Source organism: Pseudomonas fluorescens group sp. (assembly GCF_020093335.1).
Taxonomy (GTDB): Bacteria; Pseudomonadota; Gammaproteobacteria; order Pseudomonadales; family Pseudomonadaceae; genus Aquipseudomonas; species Aquipseudomonas petroselini.
This window is the reverse complement of sequence record NZ_JAIOKW010000041.1, coordinates 13,753-29,988: the sequence shown is the minus strand read 5'-3', so window position 1 is coordinate 29,988 and position 16,236 is coordinate 13,753. Positions and strand designations below refer to the sequence as shown.

Annotated in this window: 15 protein-coding genes; 10 read left to right on the top strand and 5 right to left on the bottom strand. The window is 62.4% G+C overall.

Going from position 1 to position 16,236, the window contains the following annotated elements; genetic code table 11:
* Nucleotides 1-109 precede the first annotated feature (109 nt).
* From K7431_RS26500 to K7431_RS26490, 3 genes are all read left to right on the top strand, one after another.
* Entirely contained in the window at nt 110-922 is an 813-nt protein-coding gene (locus K7431_RS26500; RefSeq protein ID WP_015885700.1) for a cytochrome C assembly family protein, read from the top strand.
* A 12-nt stretch (nt 923-934) separates the two neighbouring features.
* Complete coding sequence (locus tag K7431_RS26495) at nt 935-2,173, top strand: transporter associated domain-containing protein (RefSeq protein WP_015885701.1); 1,239 nt, start codon at nt 935-937, stop codon at nt 2,171-2,173.
* Nucleotides 2,174-2,523: 350 nt separating this feature from the next.
* A complete protein-coding gene (locus K7431_RS26490; RefSeq protein WP_015885702.1) occupies nt 2,524-3,834 on the top strand; it encodes an MFS transporter in 1,311 nt (436 codons plus the stop codon).
* A 129-nt stretch (nt 3,835-3,963) separates the two neighbouring features.
* Here K7431_RS26490 and purT read toward each other — a convergent pair whose 3' ends face one another.
* The 5 genes from purT to K7431_RS26465 all read right to left on the bottom strand — a co-directional run bounded on the left by purT (nt 3,964) and on the right by K7431_RS26465 (nt 7,316).
* Nucleotides 3,964-5,145 (bottom strand): formate-dependent phosphoribosylglycinamide formyltransferase, encoded by a 1,182-nt coding sequence (purT, locus tag K7431_RS26485; RefSeq protein WP_014719785.1) that lies wholly within the window; start codon nt 5,143-5,145, stop codon nt 3,964-3,966.
* Nucleotides 5,146-5,214: 69 nt separating this feature from the next.
* The gene (locus tag K7431_RS26480) at nt 5,215-5,682 is read right to left on the bottom strand and encodes a VUT family protein (RefSeq protein ID WP_015885703.1); all 468 of its coding nucleotides are present in this window, start codon (nt 5,680-5,682) and stop codon (nt 5,215-5,217) included.
* Nucleotides 5,683-5,940: 258 nt separating this feature from the next.
* Nucleotides 5,941-6,156, bottom strand: coding sequence for a DUF1289 domain-containing protein (locus tag K7431_RS26475; RefSeq protein ID WP_015885704.1), 216 nt, complete (start codon nt 6,154-6,156; stop codon nt 5,941-5,943).
* Entirely contained in the window at nt 6,153-6,677 is a 525-nt protein-coding gene (locus K7431_RS26470; protein ID WP_015885705.1) for a gamma carbonic anhydrase family protein, read from the bottom strand. The genes K7431_RS26475 and K7431_RS26470 overlap by 4 nt, the downstream gene beginning before the upstream one ends.
* A gap of 36 nt (nt 6,678-6,713) precedes the next feature.
* On the bottom strand, nt 6,714-7,316 hold the full coding sequence (locus tag K7431_RS26465; RefSeq protein ID WP_015885706.1) for a CoA pyrophosphatase: 603 nt from the start codon (nt 7,314-7,316) through the stop codon (nt 6,714-6,716).
* Between the two features lie 146 nt (nt 7,317-7,462).
* Between K7431_RS26465 and K7431_RS26460 the strand changes: the two genes are divergently transcribed.
* The 7 genes from K7431_RS26460 to nagE all read left to right on the top strand — a co-directional run bounded on the left by K7431_RS26460 (nt 7,463) and on the right by nagE (nt 15,968).
* Nucleotides 7,463-8,011 (top strand): NUDIX hydrolase, encoded by a 549-nt coding sequence (locus K7431_RS26460; RefSeq protein WP_043205844.1) that lies wholly within the window; start codon nt 7,463-7,465, stop codon nt 8,009-8,011.
* Between the two features lie 37 nt (nt 8,012-8,048).
* Entirely contained in the window at nt 8,049-8,552 is a 504-nt protein-coding gene (locus K7431_RS26455) for a L,D-transpeptidase family protein (RefSeq protein WP_015885708.1), read from the top strand.
* A gap of 262 nt (nt 8,553-8,814) precedes the next feature.
* Nucleotides 8,815-9,573 carry a GntR family transcriptional regulator gene (locus tag K7431_RS26450; protein ID WP_015885709.1) on the top strand — a complete coding sequence of 253 codons (759 nt, stop codon included), beginning with the start codon at nt 8,815-8,817 and terminating at the stop codon, nt 9,571-9,573.
* Nucleotides 9,574-9,583: 10 nt separating this feature from the next.
* Entirely contained in the window at nt 9,584-10,690 is a 1,107-nt protein-coding gene (gene nagA / locus K7431_RS26445; protein WP_015885710.1) for an N-acetylglucosamine-6-phosphate deacetylase, read from the top strand.
* A complete protein-coding gene (locus K7431_RS26440) occupies nt 10,683-11,693 on the top strand; it encodes an SIS domain-containing protein (protein WP_015885711.1) in 1,011 nt (336 codons plus the stop codon). Before nagA ends, K7431_RS26440 begins: the two co-directional genes overlap by 8 nt.
* A gap of 36 nt (nt 11,694-11,729) precedes the next feature.
* The gene (ptsP, locus tag K7431_RS26435) at nt 11,730-14,243 is read left to right on the top strand and encodes a phosphoenolpyruvate--protein phosphotransferase (protein WP_043205846.1); all 2,514 of its coding nucleotides are present in this window, start codon (nt 11,730-11,732) and stop codon (nt 14,241-14,243) included.
* Between the two features lie 27 nt (nt 14,244-14,270).
* Complete coding sequence (gene nagE / locus K7431_RS26430; RefSeq protein WP_015885713.1) at nt 14,271-15,968, top strand: N-acetylglucosamine-specific PTS transporter subunit IIBC; 1,698 nt, start codon at nt 14,271-14,273, stop codon at nt 15,966-15,968.
* Nucleotides 15,969-16,236 lie beyond the last annotated feature (268 nt).

Here is a 16,236-nt window from a genome sequence, read left to right as displayed (position 1 = left end):
TTATAGCGAAGACTGCGCCCATGCACACCCGCTGTCTGGTCCGGGAGTCTTTCGTGTTACGCAGGGGTATGCCAAACTCAGCGCCTTTCGGGCCTGCTTAACAGGATTTATGCTCCCTTTGTCACCCAGTTTGCTACCCAGCCTCGCCGCCGCCATTTTGTATGCCGCTGCGACTTTCTATCAGGGCACTCGTCTGGCCCAAGGCACCAAGGCGGACAAACGCCTGCTGGTGGGCCTTGGCGTCCTCGCCCTGCTGGCTCACGCTGCCAGTTTGTTTACCCACCTGATGACGCCCGTCGGCCTGGGCCTGGATTTTTTCAGCGCCGCCAGCCTGATTGCCGCCGCCGTCATCGCACTGACCCTGATGGCCTGCTATCGGATTCCCGTCGAGAACCTGCTGGTGCTGTTATTCCCGCTGGGCGTGCTGACGGTGCTGCTGGCGCAATTCGCGCCCACCGGCACGGTGCAGGTGATTGATGAAGAACCGGGCATCCTCGCGCACATCCTGCTGTCGATCCTGGCCTACGGCATGTTCACCATCGCGGTGTTCCAGGCCCTGCTCCTGCTGTTGCAGGACCACCAGCTCAAGCACAAGCACCCCTCCGGGCTGATCAAGAACTTCCCGCCGTTGCAAACCATGGAGAGCCTGCTGTTCGGCTTCCTGTGGGCCGGCTGGACGCTGCTGTCGTTGTCGTTGATCTCCGGCTGGCTGTTTGTCGAAAACCTGTTCGCCCAGCACCTTGTGCACAAAACCCTGCTGGCGTGCCTGGCCTGGGTGGTGTTCAGCGTCTTGCTGTGGGGGCGCAACCGCCTCGGCTGGCGCGGGCACAAGGCGATCCGCTGGACGCTGGCCGGTTTCTGCCTGCTGATGCTGGCCTATTTCGGCAGCAAGCTGGTTCGCGAATACATCCTGCATATCTGACGGGCAGCAAAAATGGACAACTTGCCCCTGGGGCCGATGCTCGCGGTAATTGCCTTGCTGCTGTTATGGGCGGCACTGTTTACCGCCATCGAGGCCGCGCAACAACACCTGCTGGCCCTGCGCCCCGGAACGCGCCAGGGCGACAAGGCCGCCGCCCGCCTGAACTTCCCGCGCCATAGCCTGATCCTGTGCAACAGCCTGTGCCGCGCAGCGGTGGTGATCCTCTGCACGCTGCTGGCGATCTACGCCTGGGCGCAGAATGGTCCATGGCTCGGCTGGCTGATCTCCTGCGCCCTGCTGCTGATCCTCGCCGACTACTTGCCGCGCACTCTGGCCACTCGCCACCCTCAAGCGGTGCTGGGCTTTGGCAATACGCTGCTGGGCGTCCCGCTGAAAATCCTCTACCCCCTGGCCTGGCTGCTCAATGGCATCAGCCTGTTGCTGCTGCGCCCGTTCGCACGCACATCCGGCGTGGTGAAAAAGAGCGACGAACCGCAGCCCGACCACGACGACGAACCGGAACCGGAGGCCGACGAAAACCGTACCCCCGGCATGCCAGGCATCCACGCCCTGGACAACATCACGGTCAACGACATCCTGGTGCCCCGCAGCGAAGTGGACGGCATCAACCTGGATGACTCGGTCGAAGAGATCATCGAGCAACTGCGCACCTCCGAGCGCACCCGCCTGCCGGTGTTCCACAGTGATATCAACCAAGTCCAAGCCGTACTCAACACACGGCAGATCCAGCACCTGCTGCCTGACGCCAGCCTGACCAAAGAAGCGTTGCTGGCGGCTTGCCACGAACCCTACTTCGTCCCCGAAAGCACGCCCCTGCAACTGCAATTGCTGAATTTCCACAAGCAACAGCGACGCCTGGGCATGGTGGTGGACGAGTACGGCGAAGTGCTGGGCATTGTCACCCTGGAAGATATCCTCGAAGAAATCGTCGGCGAATTCGAAAGCGAGCAGAGTGCAGACAACCCGCATATCGAAGCGCAACCGGATGGCCGCTATATCATCGACGGCGCCGCCTCGATCCGCGAACTGAACAAGAGCCTGAACTGGCACCTGCCCAGTGATGGCCCCAAGACCCTCAACGGCCTGGTCACCGAAGCCCTGGAGACCATCCCGGACTGCGCGGTGTGCCTGAAAATCGGCCGCTACCGCCTGGAAATCCTCGAGACTGAAGACAACCGGGTGAGCAAGGTGCTGATCTGGCACACCAGCAAAATGCCCGTCGCCGCTTAGTTTCCAGACAAAACACAATCAAATGTGGGAGGGGGCTTGCCCCCGATGGCCGAGTGTCAGTCACTGCATCAGGTGACTGATACTCGGCTATCGGGGGCAAGCCGAATCGTCTCACTACTCCCCACATTTTGACTTGTTGTCTGTTCAAACCCCTTCCTATAATCCCTGCGGCTTATCCAAGCCCCGCCCGACCGCGTGCTACCCGCACCCAACGCGTCCAGGCACCGCTTTATCGTGTCTGACCGGTGTTCGCTCCCATCCCGAGCCACCCCGCGTACACCCCTGATCCATGGGTGTTCGACCAATAATAATCCGCGTCCAAACGCGCAATGACCGTCAGGGATATCGCCATGAGCACCACCTACAACGAGGCCGCGACCGCCGCCCCGACCAACTCGACTGCACGGGTCGCCACGGCGAGCATCGTCGGCACCGCCATCGAGTTCTACGATTTCTATATCTACGCCACGGCAGCTGCGCTGGTGATCGGCCCGGTGTTCTTCCCGCAGACCTCCGGCACCGCGCAGATGCTGGCGTCGTTCCTGACCTTCGGTATCGCCTTCATCGCCCGCCCATTGGGCTCGGCGCTGTTCGGCCACTTCGGTGATCGCATCGGGCGTAAATCGACGCTGGTGGCTTCGCTGCTGCTGATGGGCGTGTGTACCACGCTGATTGGCTTGCTGCCGGGTTATGACAGCATCGGGGCCTGGGCGCCGATCCTGTTATGCATACTGCGGTTTGGCCAGGGCTTGGGGCTCGGTGGGGAATGGGGCGGCGCGGCACTGCTGGCGACCGAGAATGCGCCCAAAGGCAAGCGCGCCTGGTTCGGGATGTTCCCGCAACTGGGCCCTTCGATTGGCTTCCTGGCGGCCAATGGCTTGTTCCTGATCCTGGCGATGAGCCTGAACGACGAGCAGTTCCGCAGCTGGGGCTGGCGCATCCCGTTCATCCTCAGCGCTGCGTTGGTGATGGTGGGCCTGTATGCGCGCTTGAAGCTGCATGAAACGCCAGTCTTCGCCAATGCCGTCGCCAAAGAAGCGCCGGTAAAAGTGCCGTTGGTGGAACTGTTCAGCCAGCATTGGCTGCCCGTATTGCTGGGCGCCGCGTCGATGGTGGTGTGTTATGCGTTGTTCTACATCACCACCGCGTTTTCACTGAGCTACGGCGTTTCGACCTTGGGCTATAGCCGCGAGACCTTCCTTGGCTTGTTGTGCTTTGCCGTGCTGTTCATGGGCCTGGCCACGCCGCTGGCGGCCTTGGCCAGTGACCGTTACGGGCGCAGGCCTGTGCTGATCGTCGGTGCGATCCTGGCGATCCTGTCGGGCTTTACCATGGAGCCATTACTGACCCACGGTTCGACCTGGGCGGTGGCGCTGTTCCTGGCCTTGGAGCTGTTCCTGATGGGCGTGACCTTTGCGCCCATGGGCGCCATGCTGCCGGAATTGTTCCCCACGCGTGTGCGTTATACCGGCGCGTCGGCGGCGTATAACCTGGGTGGGATCGTGGGGGCTTCAGCGGCACCGTTCTTCGCGACCAAGCTGGTGGCGATGGGTGGGCTGAGTTATGTCGGCGGGTATGTGTCGGCGGCGGCGTTGCTCAGCTTGATTGCTGTGCTGTGCCTGAAAGAGACGCGGGATAATGACCTGAACAAGGTTGCCTGATAGACCGCCTTCGCAGCCATGCGGCGACCCGACAAGCCCGCTCCCACATTTGATCGGGTTCACACATTTTGACTTGTGAACTCATTCAAGTGTGAGAGCCGGGCTTGCCCGCGATGGGCGCGACGCGGTTTAAAGCTCTACGACAACAGCCTTGGAAGCACGAGTAGCCTTCGCCCGAGCCGCTTCAATCGACTCATCCCGCGCCAGTGCCACACCCATGCGACGCTGGCCATTCACTTCCGGCTTGCCAAACAGGCGCAACGCCGTGTCCGGCTCGCTCAACGCGGCGCCCAAGTTGGCGAACGCGGTCTGGGTCGACTGCCCTTCCACCAGAATCACCGCCGAAGCCGAAGGCCCGAACTGACGGATCAACGGGATCGGCAGGCCCAGGATGGCGCGAGCGTGCAAGGCGAACTGCGACAGGTCTTGGGAAATCAGGGTCACCAGGCCGGTGTCATGCGGGCGCGGCGACACTTCACTGAACCACACCTGATCACCCTTGATGAACAGCTCCACGCCAAACAGGCCACGACCGCCCAGGGCCTCGGTCACAGCTTTGGCAACGCGCTCGGACTCGGCCAGGGCAATCGGGCTCATGGCCTGCGGCTGCCAGGATTCCTGGTAGTCGCCCTTCTCCTGACGGTGACCGACTGGCGCGCAGAAGGTGGTGCCACCGATGTGACGCACGGTCAGCAGGGTGATTTCGTAGTCGAAGTCGATAAAGCCTTCGATGATCACGCGGCCTTTACCGGCACGACCGCCTTCCTGGGCGTAATCCCAGGCTTTCTGCACATCGTCTGTGCTGCGCAGCAGGCTCTGGCCCTTGCCCGACGAACTCATCACCGGCTTGACCACGCACGGGAAGCCCAGGTCCTGGACGGCCTTGCTGTAGTCTTCGAAGGTATCGGCGAAGTGGTACGGCGAGGTCGGCAGGTCCAGCTCTTCGGCGGCCAGGCGGCGGATGCCTTCGCGGTTCATGGTCAGCGAGGTAGCACGCGCGGTCGGGATCACGGTGAAGCCTTCAGCTTCCAGTTCCACCAGGGTGGCGGTGGCAATGGCTTCGATTTCCGGCACGATGAAGTGCGGTTTTTCCGCCTCGATCACCGCACGCAGGGCGGCGCCGTCGAGCATGTTGATCACGTGGCTACGGTGCGCCACCTGCATGGCCGGCGCGTTGGCGTAGCGATCCACGGCAATCACTTCAACGCCCAGGCGTTGCAGTTCGATTACCACTTCCTTGCCCAGCTCACCGCAGCCACACAGCAAAACGCGGGTCGCGGTTGGCGACAATGGAGTTCCGATTCGGGTCATCTCAGGTCCTCAGGGGAGCGGATCATGGGGAGAAAGGCGGGCATTTTACATGAACTGTAAAAATTGGCCTCAGTTGGCGACGGCCCGCTTGCGGATTCGCCAAGCCATGATCAGCCACACCACCGTGACCCCGGCGAATTTCGATACCAGCGCGGTGCCCGCCACGGCCGGGGTGAGCGCGCCGATCAGGCCGAAGAAGATAAACGTGTCGAGGGGAATGCTCAGTGCTGAACTTATCCACAGGCGATCGTGCAGCGGGCGCTTGGTGATACTGAACACCAGCCAGTCGATGCACTCGGACACTGCGAACGCCGTGGCGCTGGCCAGGGCAATGGCCGGGTCGGACGTGACATACGACAGCACCAGCGCCGCCAGCATGGCAATGATTGCACCGTGGCCGAAGCGGGTTTGCACCATGTCGCGCAAGATGAAGACCAGGCCACCCCAGGCGGACCAGATGACGTCCAGGTGCGGGGCGGTGGAGAAGGCGAAGTTGATCAGCACGACGCTGCTGATGTAGGCGATCAGGAAGAGCATGGAGGACGGACCTGTGGGTGATGCCGCACAGGGTACTTCACAGCAACCCTTGTAGCGAGCGGACCTCTTGTGGTGAACGGGCTTGCTGTGGTGAGCAGGCTTCTTGTGGTGAGCAGGCTTCTTGTGGTGAGCGGGCTTGCCCCGCGCTGGGTGGCGAAGCCGCCCCAAACCCAGGCACTCAGTTCTAACTGGAAAAACTCAGTGCCTGAAATGGGGCGGCTTCGCCACCCAGCGCGGGGCAAGCCCGCTCACTACAAATCAGGCACCGGATTCCCCGGAGACCATAAACACCAACCCACTCGCCACCGCCCGCTCATGGCACAACCCCAACACCACCCGGCGCTCGGCATTGTCCATGCGGCTCCAACGTGTGATCTCATCCACCGTACGCTGGCAGCCGGTGCATATGTCGTCATCGTCCAGCGCGCAAATGCTCACGCACGGCGAGGCGACGGGGCGTTCAATGGGGCTCATGCTTCCTGCTCAACCAGGTCACGCGCATAACGCTGCGAGTTGTGCACATAGTGCGCAGCGCTGGCTTCGAGCATGCGTTTTTGCGCGTCGGTCAGTTCACGCACCACCTTGCCCGGCGAGCCCATCACCAGCGAACCATCCGGGATTTCCTTGCCTTCGCCGATCAGCGAGTTGGCGCCGATGATGCAATGTTTGCCGATCTTCGCGCCGTTGAGGATCACAGCATTAATGCCGATCAGGCTGTAATCGTCGACAGTGCAACCATGCAACATGGCGTTATGACCAATGGTCACGCCAGTGCCCAGGGTCAGCGGGTAGCCCATGTCGGTGTGCATCACGCTACCGTCCTGCACGTTACTGTTCTTGCCGATCAGGATCAGTTCGTTGTCGCCACGCAGCACCGCGTTGAACCAGACGTTGGCGCCCTCCTCCAGCTTGACCTTGCCCACCAGTGTGGCATTCGGTGCCACCCAGCTCTGTGGATGAGTCTCGACACGGGCGTCGCCCAGGCGGTATTTCATGGTTTTCCCTCACGGCATTGCCATTCAAGCGATGGCTTAGGTATTGATGAAGCTCTTGGGCGGCTGATGCAGGCTGATCTGAGCGTCGTCATAGAGCAGATTGATCAGCTCGACGATCATGATTGCCGTCAGCCCCCAAATCTTGTATTCGCCGAACCGATAGCTGGGCACGTACCAACTGCGGCCCTGGTAATCAATCCGATGGGTATGTTCGCGCGGATCCTGTCGGAAGAAGTCCAACGGCACGCTGAAAACGGCGGCAATCTCGGCATCGTTGGCCAGGTATTCGACGTAATCGGGGATAACGCCCACATACGGCGTGACGCGAATGCCATGCAGGGAGATCAACGGGCTCAGGGGGCCGATCACTTCGACCAGCCCAGGCGGCAGGCCAATTTCTTCTTCGGCCTCGCGCAGCGCGGTGAAGATCAGGTCCGGGTCTTCGGGGTCGCGGCGCCCGCCGGGGAAGGCCACTTCGCCACCATGGGTCGACAGGCCGCTGGCGCGCAGGGTCAGGATCAGCTCAGGTTCGTCACTGCGGGTAATCGGCACCAATACAGCGGCCTCGGGGAAACGTCCGTCCGTTTCCAGCGTATGCGGCGTGTGATTGCTTACCCGGCGAAGTAGCTCGTCCAGCATGAGTCATCTCGGTCTGTTGGCTACCTTGCATCATGCACCAAAGCGTGCGGGTGCCCAACCCCAAAACCCGCGCAGTGTCGCTAAACGACAACTTGCAGCGCCCTGCCCGTCACGCCAAGATAGACGCACTTTCCAGGAACCCCAGCATGAATTTCTGCAGCCAGTGCGGTAAACCGGTTACCCAACGCATCCCCGAAGGCGACGGCCGCCTGCGCTTTGTGTGTGATCACTGCTCGACCATCCACTACCAGAACCCCAATATCGTCGCCGGCACCGTACCGGTGTGGGGCGATAAAGTGCTGCTGTGCCGCCGCGCCATCGAGCCGCGCCTGGGTTACTGGACCCTGCCCGCAGGGTTTATGGAGAACGGCGAGACGGTGCAACAGGCCGCCGCCCGCGAAACCCTGGAAGAAGCCTGCGCCCGCGTGCACAACCTGAGCCTCTACACGCTGATCGATGTGCCGCACATCAACCAGGTGCATATCTTCTACCGCGCCGAGCTGGTGGACCTGGACTACGCCGCCGGCCCCGAAAGCCTTGAAGTGCAGTTGTTCGACGAAGCCGACATCCCTTGGTCCGAGCTGGCTTTCCGCACCGTGGGGCGTACCCTAGAATACTTTTTCGCTGACCGTCGGCAACAGTCGTTCCCGGTGCGCAGCGAGGCCGTGCCGCCAATGGGCAAGCCCACCCCATAACACTCCGGCAGATGGCCTTTAAAGGGATACCGTTTCAATGCGTTGGTTGCTTGCTCTTATCTGCCTGTCGTTCGTTACCCTGTCATCGGCCTCCACCGTGGAAACCCTGGGCGGTAAAACCGTCGAAAAAGTCCTGGTGCTCAAGTCCGCCCACCAGCTGCAGTTGATCAACGACGGCAAGCCCTTTAAGACCTACCGTATTTCCCTGGGCAAAAACCCCAAGGGCCACAAGTTGATCGAGGGCGACCGCCGCACGCCGGAGGGCCTGTACTGGATCGACTGGCGCAAGACCAGCGAGCGCTTCAACCTGGCCATGCACATCTCCTACCCGAATATCAGCGACGCCGCCCGCGCCCGCCGCGAAGGCGTGAAGCCGGGAAGCATGATCATGATCCACGGCACCCCCGACACCGAGGATTACCCGGAGCAGTGGTTCCACACCCTGGACTGGACCGACGGCTGCATCGGCATGCGCAATGTGGATATGCGTGAAGTCTGGACCCTGGTCAAAGACGGCACCCTGATCGAGATTCGGCCGTAATCTCGTACCGTTCGTAAAATAATCTGAAAATAATTCCTGCCCCTGGCAGCGCCTGCCGGTGAATACCAGTTCACCGTGCGGGCTGCGCACTTCTGCGCGCGATAAAGACCTCTCTAATACCACTTGATACCAGGCACCAATAGAGCGCCCTAAAACCGGTGCTTGCACCGTTTTGGCAGCATTGACATGGTATTTAAGTGGTATTAATTTCCGGCCCACACCGGGCGACAACACTCCAATAACCGCATCGGAAACCTCACAGATGAACCCCATCCTGACGCTGCGTCCCGACGACAAACAATCCACGCCGCTGTACCTGCAACTGGCGCGCAACCTCGAAGCGGCGATCCATGCCGGCCAGTGGAAATCCGAACAGGCACTGCCGTCGGAGCGCGCCCTCAGCGAGCAGTTGAGTATTTCGCGAGTGACTGCGCGTAAAGCGCTGGAAGTGCTGTTTGCCCAAGGCCTCATCCGCCGCAGCCAAGGCTCCGGCACGTTTATCACGCCGCGCCTGGAACAACCGCTGTCACGCCTGTCGGGCTTCAGCGAGATGCTGCGGCTGAAGGGTTTTGTCCCCACCTCCCAGTGGCTGGAGCGCGATATCACCCCGCCGACCCACGAAGAGCTGATCCGCCTGGGCCTGTCGCCCACCGACAAAGTGGCGCGCCTCAAACGCCTGCGCAAAGCCGATGACACGGTCATGGCGATTGAAATGACCGCCATGCCCGCTTCAGTGCTGCCCCACCCGCAAGCCATCGGCAATTCGCTGTACGAATACCTGGAAAGCATCGGTAAGCCTGTGGTGCGTGCCCTGCAGCACATCCAGGCCATTAATGCCTCGGATGAGTTCGCCAAGCTGGTAGGTATTGCTCCCGGCACCGCCATGTTGCTGATGACCCGGGTCGGCTACACCGCCGACAACACGCCGATTGAAATCACCGACACCTACTGCCGCAACGACTACTACGACTTCGTCGCAGAACTGCGCCGCCATGACTATTCCGCTGAACTGCGAATTTAGAGAACTGCCCATGTCCGAAGACAACATCCTCACGCCCAGCGGCTGGATTCGCGGCCGCCTGGTGCACGAGCACGGCAAGGTCGTCGCCATCGAAGGCACGCCGTGCGACCCGGCTGACAACGACTTGCCCTACTTGCTGCCCGGCTTTATCGACCTGCATGTGCACGGCGGTGGCGGCAAGGACATCATGGAAGGCGTTGAAGCCTTCGAGACCATCACCCGCACCCACGTGCGTTTCGGCACCACCTCGCTGCTGGCCACCACCATGACGGCACCGGTGGATGAAATCTCCCGCGTGCTCGGCCAGCTCGGCACCTTCTGCGAGCAACGTCCTACAGGCAGCGCCCGTGTGCTCGGCGTGCACTTGGAAGGTCCCTACATCAATCCAGGCAAACTCGGCGCCCAACCCAACTTCGCCCACACCGCGTTGATGGCCGAAGTGGAAGCCTACCTGCGCCTGGCGCCGATCCGGGTGATCACCATCGCGCCGGAAATCGCCGGCCACGATGCGCTGATCCGCGCCCTCAGCGAACGCGGCGTGCGCATGCAGATCGGCCACACCCTGGGCAGCTATGAAGAAGGCGTCGCCGCCCTCGCCGCCGGTGCCACCAGCTTCACCCATTTGTACAACGCCATGAGCCCGCTGCATCACCGCGAGCCCGGCATCGTCGGCGCCGCGCTGGCGCACGCCCAGTACGCCGAATTGATCCCCGACCTGCTGCACGTCCACCCCGGCGCCATGCGCGTGGCACTGCGCGCGATCCCCTGCCTGTACTGCGTCACCGACTCCACCGCCGCCGCCGGCATGCCCGATGGCGAATACAAGCTGGGCAGCCACACCGTGACCAAATGCCTGGGCGGTGTGCGCCTGGCCGACGGCACCCTGGCCGGCAGCACGCTGACCATGGACCAGGCGCTGCGCAACCTGGTGAAGATCGGCCTGCCCATCAGCGAAGCCTCACAACGCCTGTCGCAATTTCCTGCGGACTACTTGGGCCTGGAAGAACGCGGCCGCCTGCAACCCGGCAGTTTTGCCGACTGCGTGCGCCTGGACCGCTCCCTGACACTCACCGACGTAATGGTCGAAGGAGAAACCATTGACTTCAAAAATGCTTGAAGAGGCCCTGGCCTCCTGCGACGCCGTCGCGGCGCAGCTGCAACGCCTGGACCCGTTGCTGGAGGAAGTCGCCGGCCGCCTGCGCCGCCAGCCGCCGCAAGTGGCGATGACCATCGCCCGTGGCAGCTCGGACCATGCCGCCAGCTACTTCGCGTACTTGGCCATGCAACATGTGGGCATTCCGGTCGCGTCATTGCCCATGTCCGTGGTGACCTTGTTGCAAGCGCCGATGAAAGTCAGCGGCCAGGTCGCATTTGGGTTCTCCCAATCGGGGCAGAGCCCGGACCTGGTCAACAGCCTGCGCCTGCTGCGTAAACGTGGCGCCTTGAGCGTTTCGCTGGTCAACGCCGAAGATTCGCCCTTGGAAGCCGCCTGCGAGTTTCATATACCGCTGTGCGCCGGGCCGGAACACAGCGTGGCCGCCACCAAAAGCTTTATCGCCACCCTCAGCGCCAGCGCGTTGTTGATCGGCCACTGGAACCAGGAAGCCGATTTGCTCGAAGCCTGCCGCGCCCTGCCCGACGAGCTGCGTACAGCCGCCAAGCAGGATTGGACCACAGCCATCGACGCCCTGCGCGATTGCCAGCAATTGATGGTCATCGGCCGAGGCGCCGGCTTTGCCATCGCCCAGGAAGCCGCGCTCAAGCTCAAGGAAACCTCGGCGATCCAGGCCGAAGCGTTCAGCAGCGCCGAAGTGCGCCACGGGCCGATGGCGTTGATTGGCGATAACTATCCGCTGTTGGTATTCGCCCCACGCGGCGCCGAGCAAGCCGGCCTGCTGAGCCTGGCCGCCGACATGCGCCAACGCGGCGCCCGCGTGTTGCTGGCCGCGCCGGACGATATCGCCGAGCGCGACCTGACTTTGAGCCGCGCCGAACACCCGAGCCTGGACCCGATCCTGGCGATCCAGAGTTTCTACGTGATGGCTGCAGGCCTGGCGGTCGCCCGGGGCATGGACCCGGACCAACCGCGCCACCTGAGCAAAGTCACTCGCACTCACTGAGTCGAGTGCCGTGTTTTCCTGATGAGTACCGTGCCCATGTCCAACAACAATAATGATCTGACCCTCTGCGCCCCCCTCAGCGGGCCGGTACTGACCCTGGGCAATGTTCCCGACGACGTGTTCGCCAGTGGCGCCATGGGCGACGGCATTGCCATCGACCCGCTGAATGATTGCCTGCACGCGCCGTTTGACGGGGAAATCATCCACGTCGCACGCACCGGGCACGCCCTGACGATCCGCGCCAAGAACGGTGCCGAGGTGTTGATGCATGTGGGCATCGATACGGTGGAACTGAATGGCGAGGGGTTTGCCTTGCTGGTGAAGAACGGCGCGCGGGTGAGCCAGGGCCAAGCCCTGGTTCAGTTTGACCTGGACCGGATTGCGCGCCAGTGCAAGAGCCTGGTCAGCCTGATCATCCTGACCAATGGCGAGCGCTTCGAATTGCGTGCGCTTGCCGGGCGAACGGTCAAGGTCGGCGAGCCGTTGTTGCAGATCGTGGCGCGTTCGGCGGCGTCGGCTGAAACACCTGTGGATAACTCGGCAGGTGAAGCCAGCGCCAGCGTACGCATTACCCATCGGGGCGGATTGCATGCGCGTCCGGCGGCATTAGTGCGCAAGGCCGCGCAGGGTTTCAGCAGTCAGGCGCAACTGCATTTTGGCGACAAGTCGGCGTCGTGCGACAGCCTGATTGGCTTGATGGGCCTGGGCATTGGTGAAGGTGATGAGGTCCGTGTGAGCTGTCGTGGCAAGGACGCTGAGGCGGCGCTGCAGGCGTTGGTCGCGGCCTTGTCCGCCGTCATTAAAGAAGAACACCACGCCCCCGCCGCAGCCGCCGCGCCGCGCCGGGCGAATACCGAAGTCGGTGTGTTGCAAGGCGTGTGTGCTGCGCCGGGCCTGGTGTGCGGGCCGCTGTTCCGCCTGACCGGCATCGAACTGCCTGCCGACACTGGCAACCACTCTGCCGATGAGCAACTGCAGCGTCTGGACGCGGCCCTGGAGCAAGTGCGCAGTGAAATCCGCAGCACCCTCGACCACGCCCGCCAGCGCAAGAACACCGAGGAAGAGGACATCTTCGCCGCCCACCTCGCGCTGCTGGAAGACCCTAATTTGCTCGAAGCTGCGACCGGCTCGATTGAACAAGGCAGCGCGGCTACCCATGCCTGGCGCGATGCAATCCAGGCGCAATGCGCAGTGCTGCTGGCCCTGGGCAAACCGCTGTTCGCCGAGCGCGCCAATGACCTGCGTGACCTGCAACAACGGGTGCTGCGCGCATTGCTGGGTGAAGCCTGGCACTTCGAATTGCCGGCCGGGGCGATTGTCAGCGCCCATGAACTGACGCCGTCTGACCTGCTGCAACTGAGTGCGCAACACGCCGTCGGCCTCTGCATGGCCGAAGGCGGCGCCACTTCTCACGTAGCCATTTTGGCTCGGGGTAAAGGCCTGCCTTGCGTAGTGGCGTTGGGCGCCGACGTACTCGACGTGCCCCAGGGCCAACGCGTGGTGCTGGACGCCGCCAACGGTCGCCTGGAACTGGCCCCCAGCGATGCGCGCCACGCTGAAGTGCACCAGATTCGCGACGCGCAAAAGTTGCGGCGCCAGCAGCAACAGGCCCAAGCCCAACAACCCGCTCACACCACCGACGGTGTGAGCATTGAGGTCGCCGCGAATGTCGCCTCCAGCGCCGAAGCCCAGGTTGCTTTTGAAAACGGTGCCGATGGCGTCGGCCTGCTGCGCACCGAATTTCTCTTCGTCGACCGCCGCACCGCGCCCGATGAACAGGAACAACGCCACGCCTACCAAGCCGTGCTGGATGCCATGGGTGACAAGTCAGTGATCATCCGCACCATCGACGTGGGTGGCGACAAGCAACTCGACTACCTGCCGCTGCCCGTCGAAGCCAACCCGGTGCTGGGCCTGCGTGGCATTCGCCTGGCCCAGGTGCGCCCTGACGTGCTCGACCAGCAACTGCGCGCCCTGCTGCAAGTCAGTCCGCTGGCGCGCTGCCGGATCCTGCTGCCGATGGTCAGCGAGGTCGATGAACTGCTGCACATCCGCCAACGCCTGGATGAGCTGTGCGTGGAGCTGGAACTGACCCAGCGCCCCGAATTGGGCGTGATGATCGAAGTGCCCGCCGCTGCACTGATGGCCGAGCAGCTTGCGCGGTATGCAGACTTCCTGTCCATCGGCACCAATGACCTGTCCCAGTACACCCTGGCGATGGACCGCGACCACGCCGGCCTCGCCGCCCGCGTCGATGCGTTGCACCCGGCGCTGCTGCGGCTGATCGCCCAAACCTGCGCGGGCGCTGCGAAACACGGGCGTTGGGTCGGCGTGTGTGGCGCCTTGGCATCCGACCCGCTGGCCACACCGGTGCTGGTTGGCCTGGGGGTCAGTGAACTGTCCGTCAGTCCGCTGCAGATCGGCGAAATCAAGGACCGCGTCCGCCACCTGGATGCGGCGCAATGCCGGCAACTGAGCCAGGGCCTGCTCGACCTGAGCAGCGCCAAGGCCGTTCGCCAAGCCTGTCAACACCACTGGCCGCTGAGCTGACAACAACAAGAAAAAAGGAGACACGCCATGTACCAACATTTTATTGAAGGCCTGCAACGCCTCGGCCGCGCGCTGATGCTGCCGATCGCAATCCTGCCGATCGCCGGCCTGCTGCTGCGCCTGGGCGACACCGACCTGCTGAACATCGCGGTGATGCACGACGCCGGGCAGACGATCTTCGCCAACCTGGCGCTGATCTTCGCCATCGGCATTGCCGTGGGTTTCGCCCGCGACAACAACGGCACGGCGGGGCTGGCCGGGGCGATTGGTTACCTGGTGATGGTCTCCACGCTCAAGGTGATGGACACCACCATCAACATGGGCATGCTCGCGGGGATCGCCAGCGGCCTGATGGCGGGCGGGCTGTATAACCGCTTCAAGGACATCAAACTGCCGGAGTACCTGGCGTTCTTTGGTGGGCGGCGTTTTGTGCCGATTGTCACCGGGTTTTCGGCGGTCGGCTTGGGCGTTATTTTTGGTTTGATCTGGCCGCCGATCCAGCATGGCATCAACAGCTTCGGCGTCTTGCTGATGGAAAGCGGCAGCCTGGGGGCGTTTGTGTTCGGCGTGTTCAACCGCCTGCTGATCGTTACCGGCCTGCACCATATCCTCAACAACATGGCGTGGTTTGTGTTTGGCACCTTTACCGACCCGGTGACCGGGGCGGTCGTGACCGGTGACCTGACCCGCTACTTTGCAGGCGACCCCAAAGGCGGCCAGTTCATGACCGGCATGTTCCCAGTGATGCTGTTTGGCCTGCCGGCTGCGTGTTTGGCGATGTACCGCAATGCATTGCCGGAACGACGCAAGGTGATGGGTGGGATTTTCCTGTCGATGGCGCTGACCTCGTTCTTGACCGGGGTGACTGAGCCGATTGAATTTGCGTTTATGTTTCTTGCGCCGTTTTTGTACCTGATTCACGCCGTGCTGACGGGCCTGTCGATGGCTGTCACCAATATGCTGAATATCCACCTGGGCTTTACCTTCTCCGGTGGGTTTATCGACATGGTGCTGGGTTGGGGCAAGTCCACCAATGGCTGGCTGGTGTTCCCGGTTGGGTTGGCCTACGCGGTGATCTACTACAGCGTGTTCAACTACTGCATTCGTCGCTTCAACCTGAAAACGCCGGGCCGGGAAGATATCCAGGTGGTGCAGGCTGAGGTGATGACGGATAACCAGCGGGCCACGGCATACATCCAAGCCCTGGGCGGCGCGGAGAACCTGCTGAGCGTTGGCGCCTGCACCACACGCCTGCGGTTGGACATGGTGGATCGCAACAAGGCGGTGGATGCGGAGCTGAAAGCACTGGGTGCCATGGCTGTGGTTCGACCGGGGAACGGCGGGAGTTTGCAGGTGGTGGTTGGGCCGATGGCCGACAGCATTGCTGATGAGATTCGCTTGGCCATGCCGTCGTTTGTTGCCAGCACACCTATGACGGTTGCGCTTGTGGATAAGCCGCTGGCAGTGAATGTGCAGGAAGCCGAGAAATGGCTGAGCGCCTTGGGTGGCCGTGGGAATGTGCGGCAGCTGGAAGCCGTGGCGATGACCCGGTTGCGGGTGGAGTTGGGGGATGATTCGGGGTTGTCTGAAGCTGATCTCACTGCACTGGGTTGCCAAGGTGTCAGCCAGCTGGAAAGCGGTGTTTGGCACCTGTTGATTGGTGATAAGGCCTCCGGGTTGAGTGAGGCGCTGGAGCGGTTGGTGACCCGCCCAATCAACGCCTGATCCCCCTGTGGCGAGGGAGCTTGCTCCCGCTGGGCTGCGTAGCAGCCCCTTGTTCAGAACACCCCTTTTTTCAGACAGAACGCTGTGGCAGGTTTTGGGGGCGCTTCGCACCCCAACGGGAGCAAGCTCCCTCGCCACAGGGTGTGGTGTATTCAGTGACTGACCGACACTGGGTTGCCAAGGTGTGAGCCAGCTGGAAAGCGGTGTTTGGCACCTGTTGATTGGTGACAAGGCATCCGGGTTGAGTGAGGCGCTGGAGCGGTTGGTT

What these genes read in the sequence shown, in the direction of transcription:
- K7431_RS26465 (WP_015885706.1), bottom strand. Translation starts at nt 7,316, where the DNA reads ATGCTGGACGAGCTACTTCGCCGGGTAAGCAATCACACGCCGCATACG.
- ptsP (WP_043205846.1), top strand. Translation starts at nt 11,730, where the DNA reads ATGTCCAACAACAATAATGATCTGACCCTCTGCGCCCCCCTCAGCGGG.
- K7431_RS26455 (WP_015885708.1), top strand. Translation starts at nt 8,049, where the DNA reads ATGCGTTGGTTGCTTGCTCTTATCTGCCTGTCGTTCGTTACCCTGTCA.
- K7431_RS26460 (WP_043205844.1), top strand. Translation starts at nt 7,463, where the DNA reads ATGAATTTCTGCAGCCAGTGCGGTAAACCGGTTACCCAACGCATCCCC.
- K7431_RS26480 (WP_015885703.1), bottom strand. Translation starts at nt 5,682, where the DNA reads ATGCTCTTCCTGATCGCCTACATCAGCAGCGTCGTGCTGATCAACTTC.
- nagA (WP_015885710.1), top strand. Translation starts at nt 9,584, where the DNA reads ATGTCCGAAGACAACATCCTCACGCCCAGCGGCTGGATTCGCGGCCGC.
- K7431_RS26470 (WP_015885705.1), bottom strand. Translation starts at nt 6,677, where the DNA reads ATGAAATACCGCCTGGGCGACGCCCGTGTCGAGACTCATCCACAGAGC.
- K7431_RS26490 (WP_015885702.1), top strand. Translation starts at nt 2,524, where the DNA reads ATGAGCACCACCTACAACGAGGCCGCGACCGCCGCCCCGACCAACTCG.
- K7431_RS26495 (WP_015885701.1), top strand. Translation starts at nt 935, where the DNA reads ATGGACAACTTGCCCCTGGGGCCGATGCTCGCGGTAATTGCCTTGCTG.
- K7431_RS26500 (WP_015885700.1), top strand. Translation starts at nt 110, where the DNA reads ATGCTCCCTTTGTCACCCAGTTTGCTACCCAGCCTCGCCGCCGCCATT.
- purT (WP_014719785.1), bottom strand. Translation starts at nt 5,145, where the DNA reads ATGACCCGAATCGGAACTCCATTGTCGCCAACCGCGACCCGCGTTTTG.
- K7431_RS26440 (WP_015885711.1), top strand. Translation starts at nt 10,683, where the DNA reads ATGCTTGAAGAGGCCCTGGCCTCCTGCGACGCCGTCGCGGCGCAGCTG.
- nagE (WP_015885713.1), top strand. Translation starts at nt 14,271, where the DNA reads ATGTACCAACATTTTATTGAAGGCCTGCAACGCCTCGGCCGCGCGCTG.
- K7431_RS26450 (WP_015885709.1), top strand. Translation starts at nt 8,815, where the DNA reads ATGAACCCCATCCTGACGCTGCGTCCCGACGACAAACAATCCACGCCG.
- K7431_RS26475 (WP_015885704.1), bottom strand. Translation starts at nt 6,156, where the DNA reads ATGAGCCCCATTGAACGCCCCGTCGCCTCGCCGTGCGTGAGCATTTGC.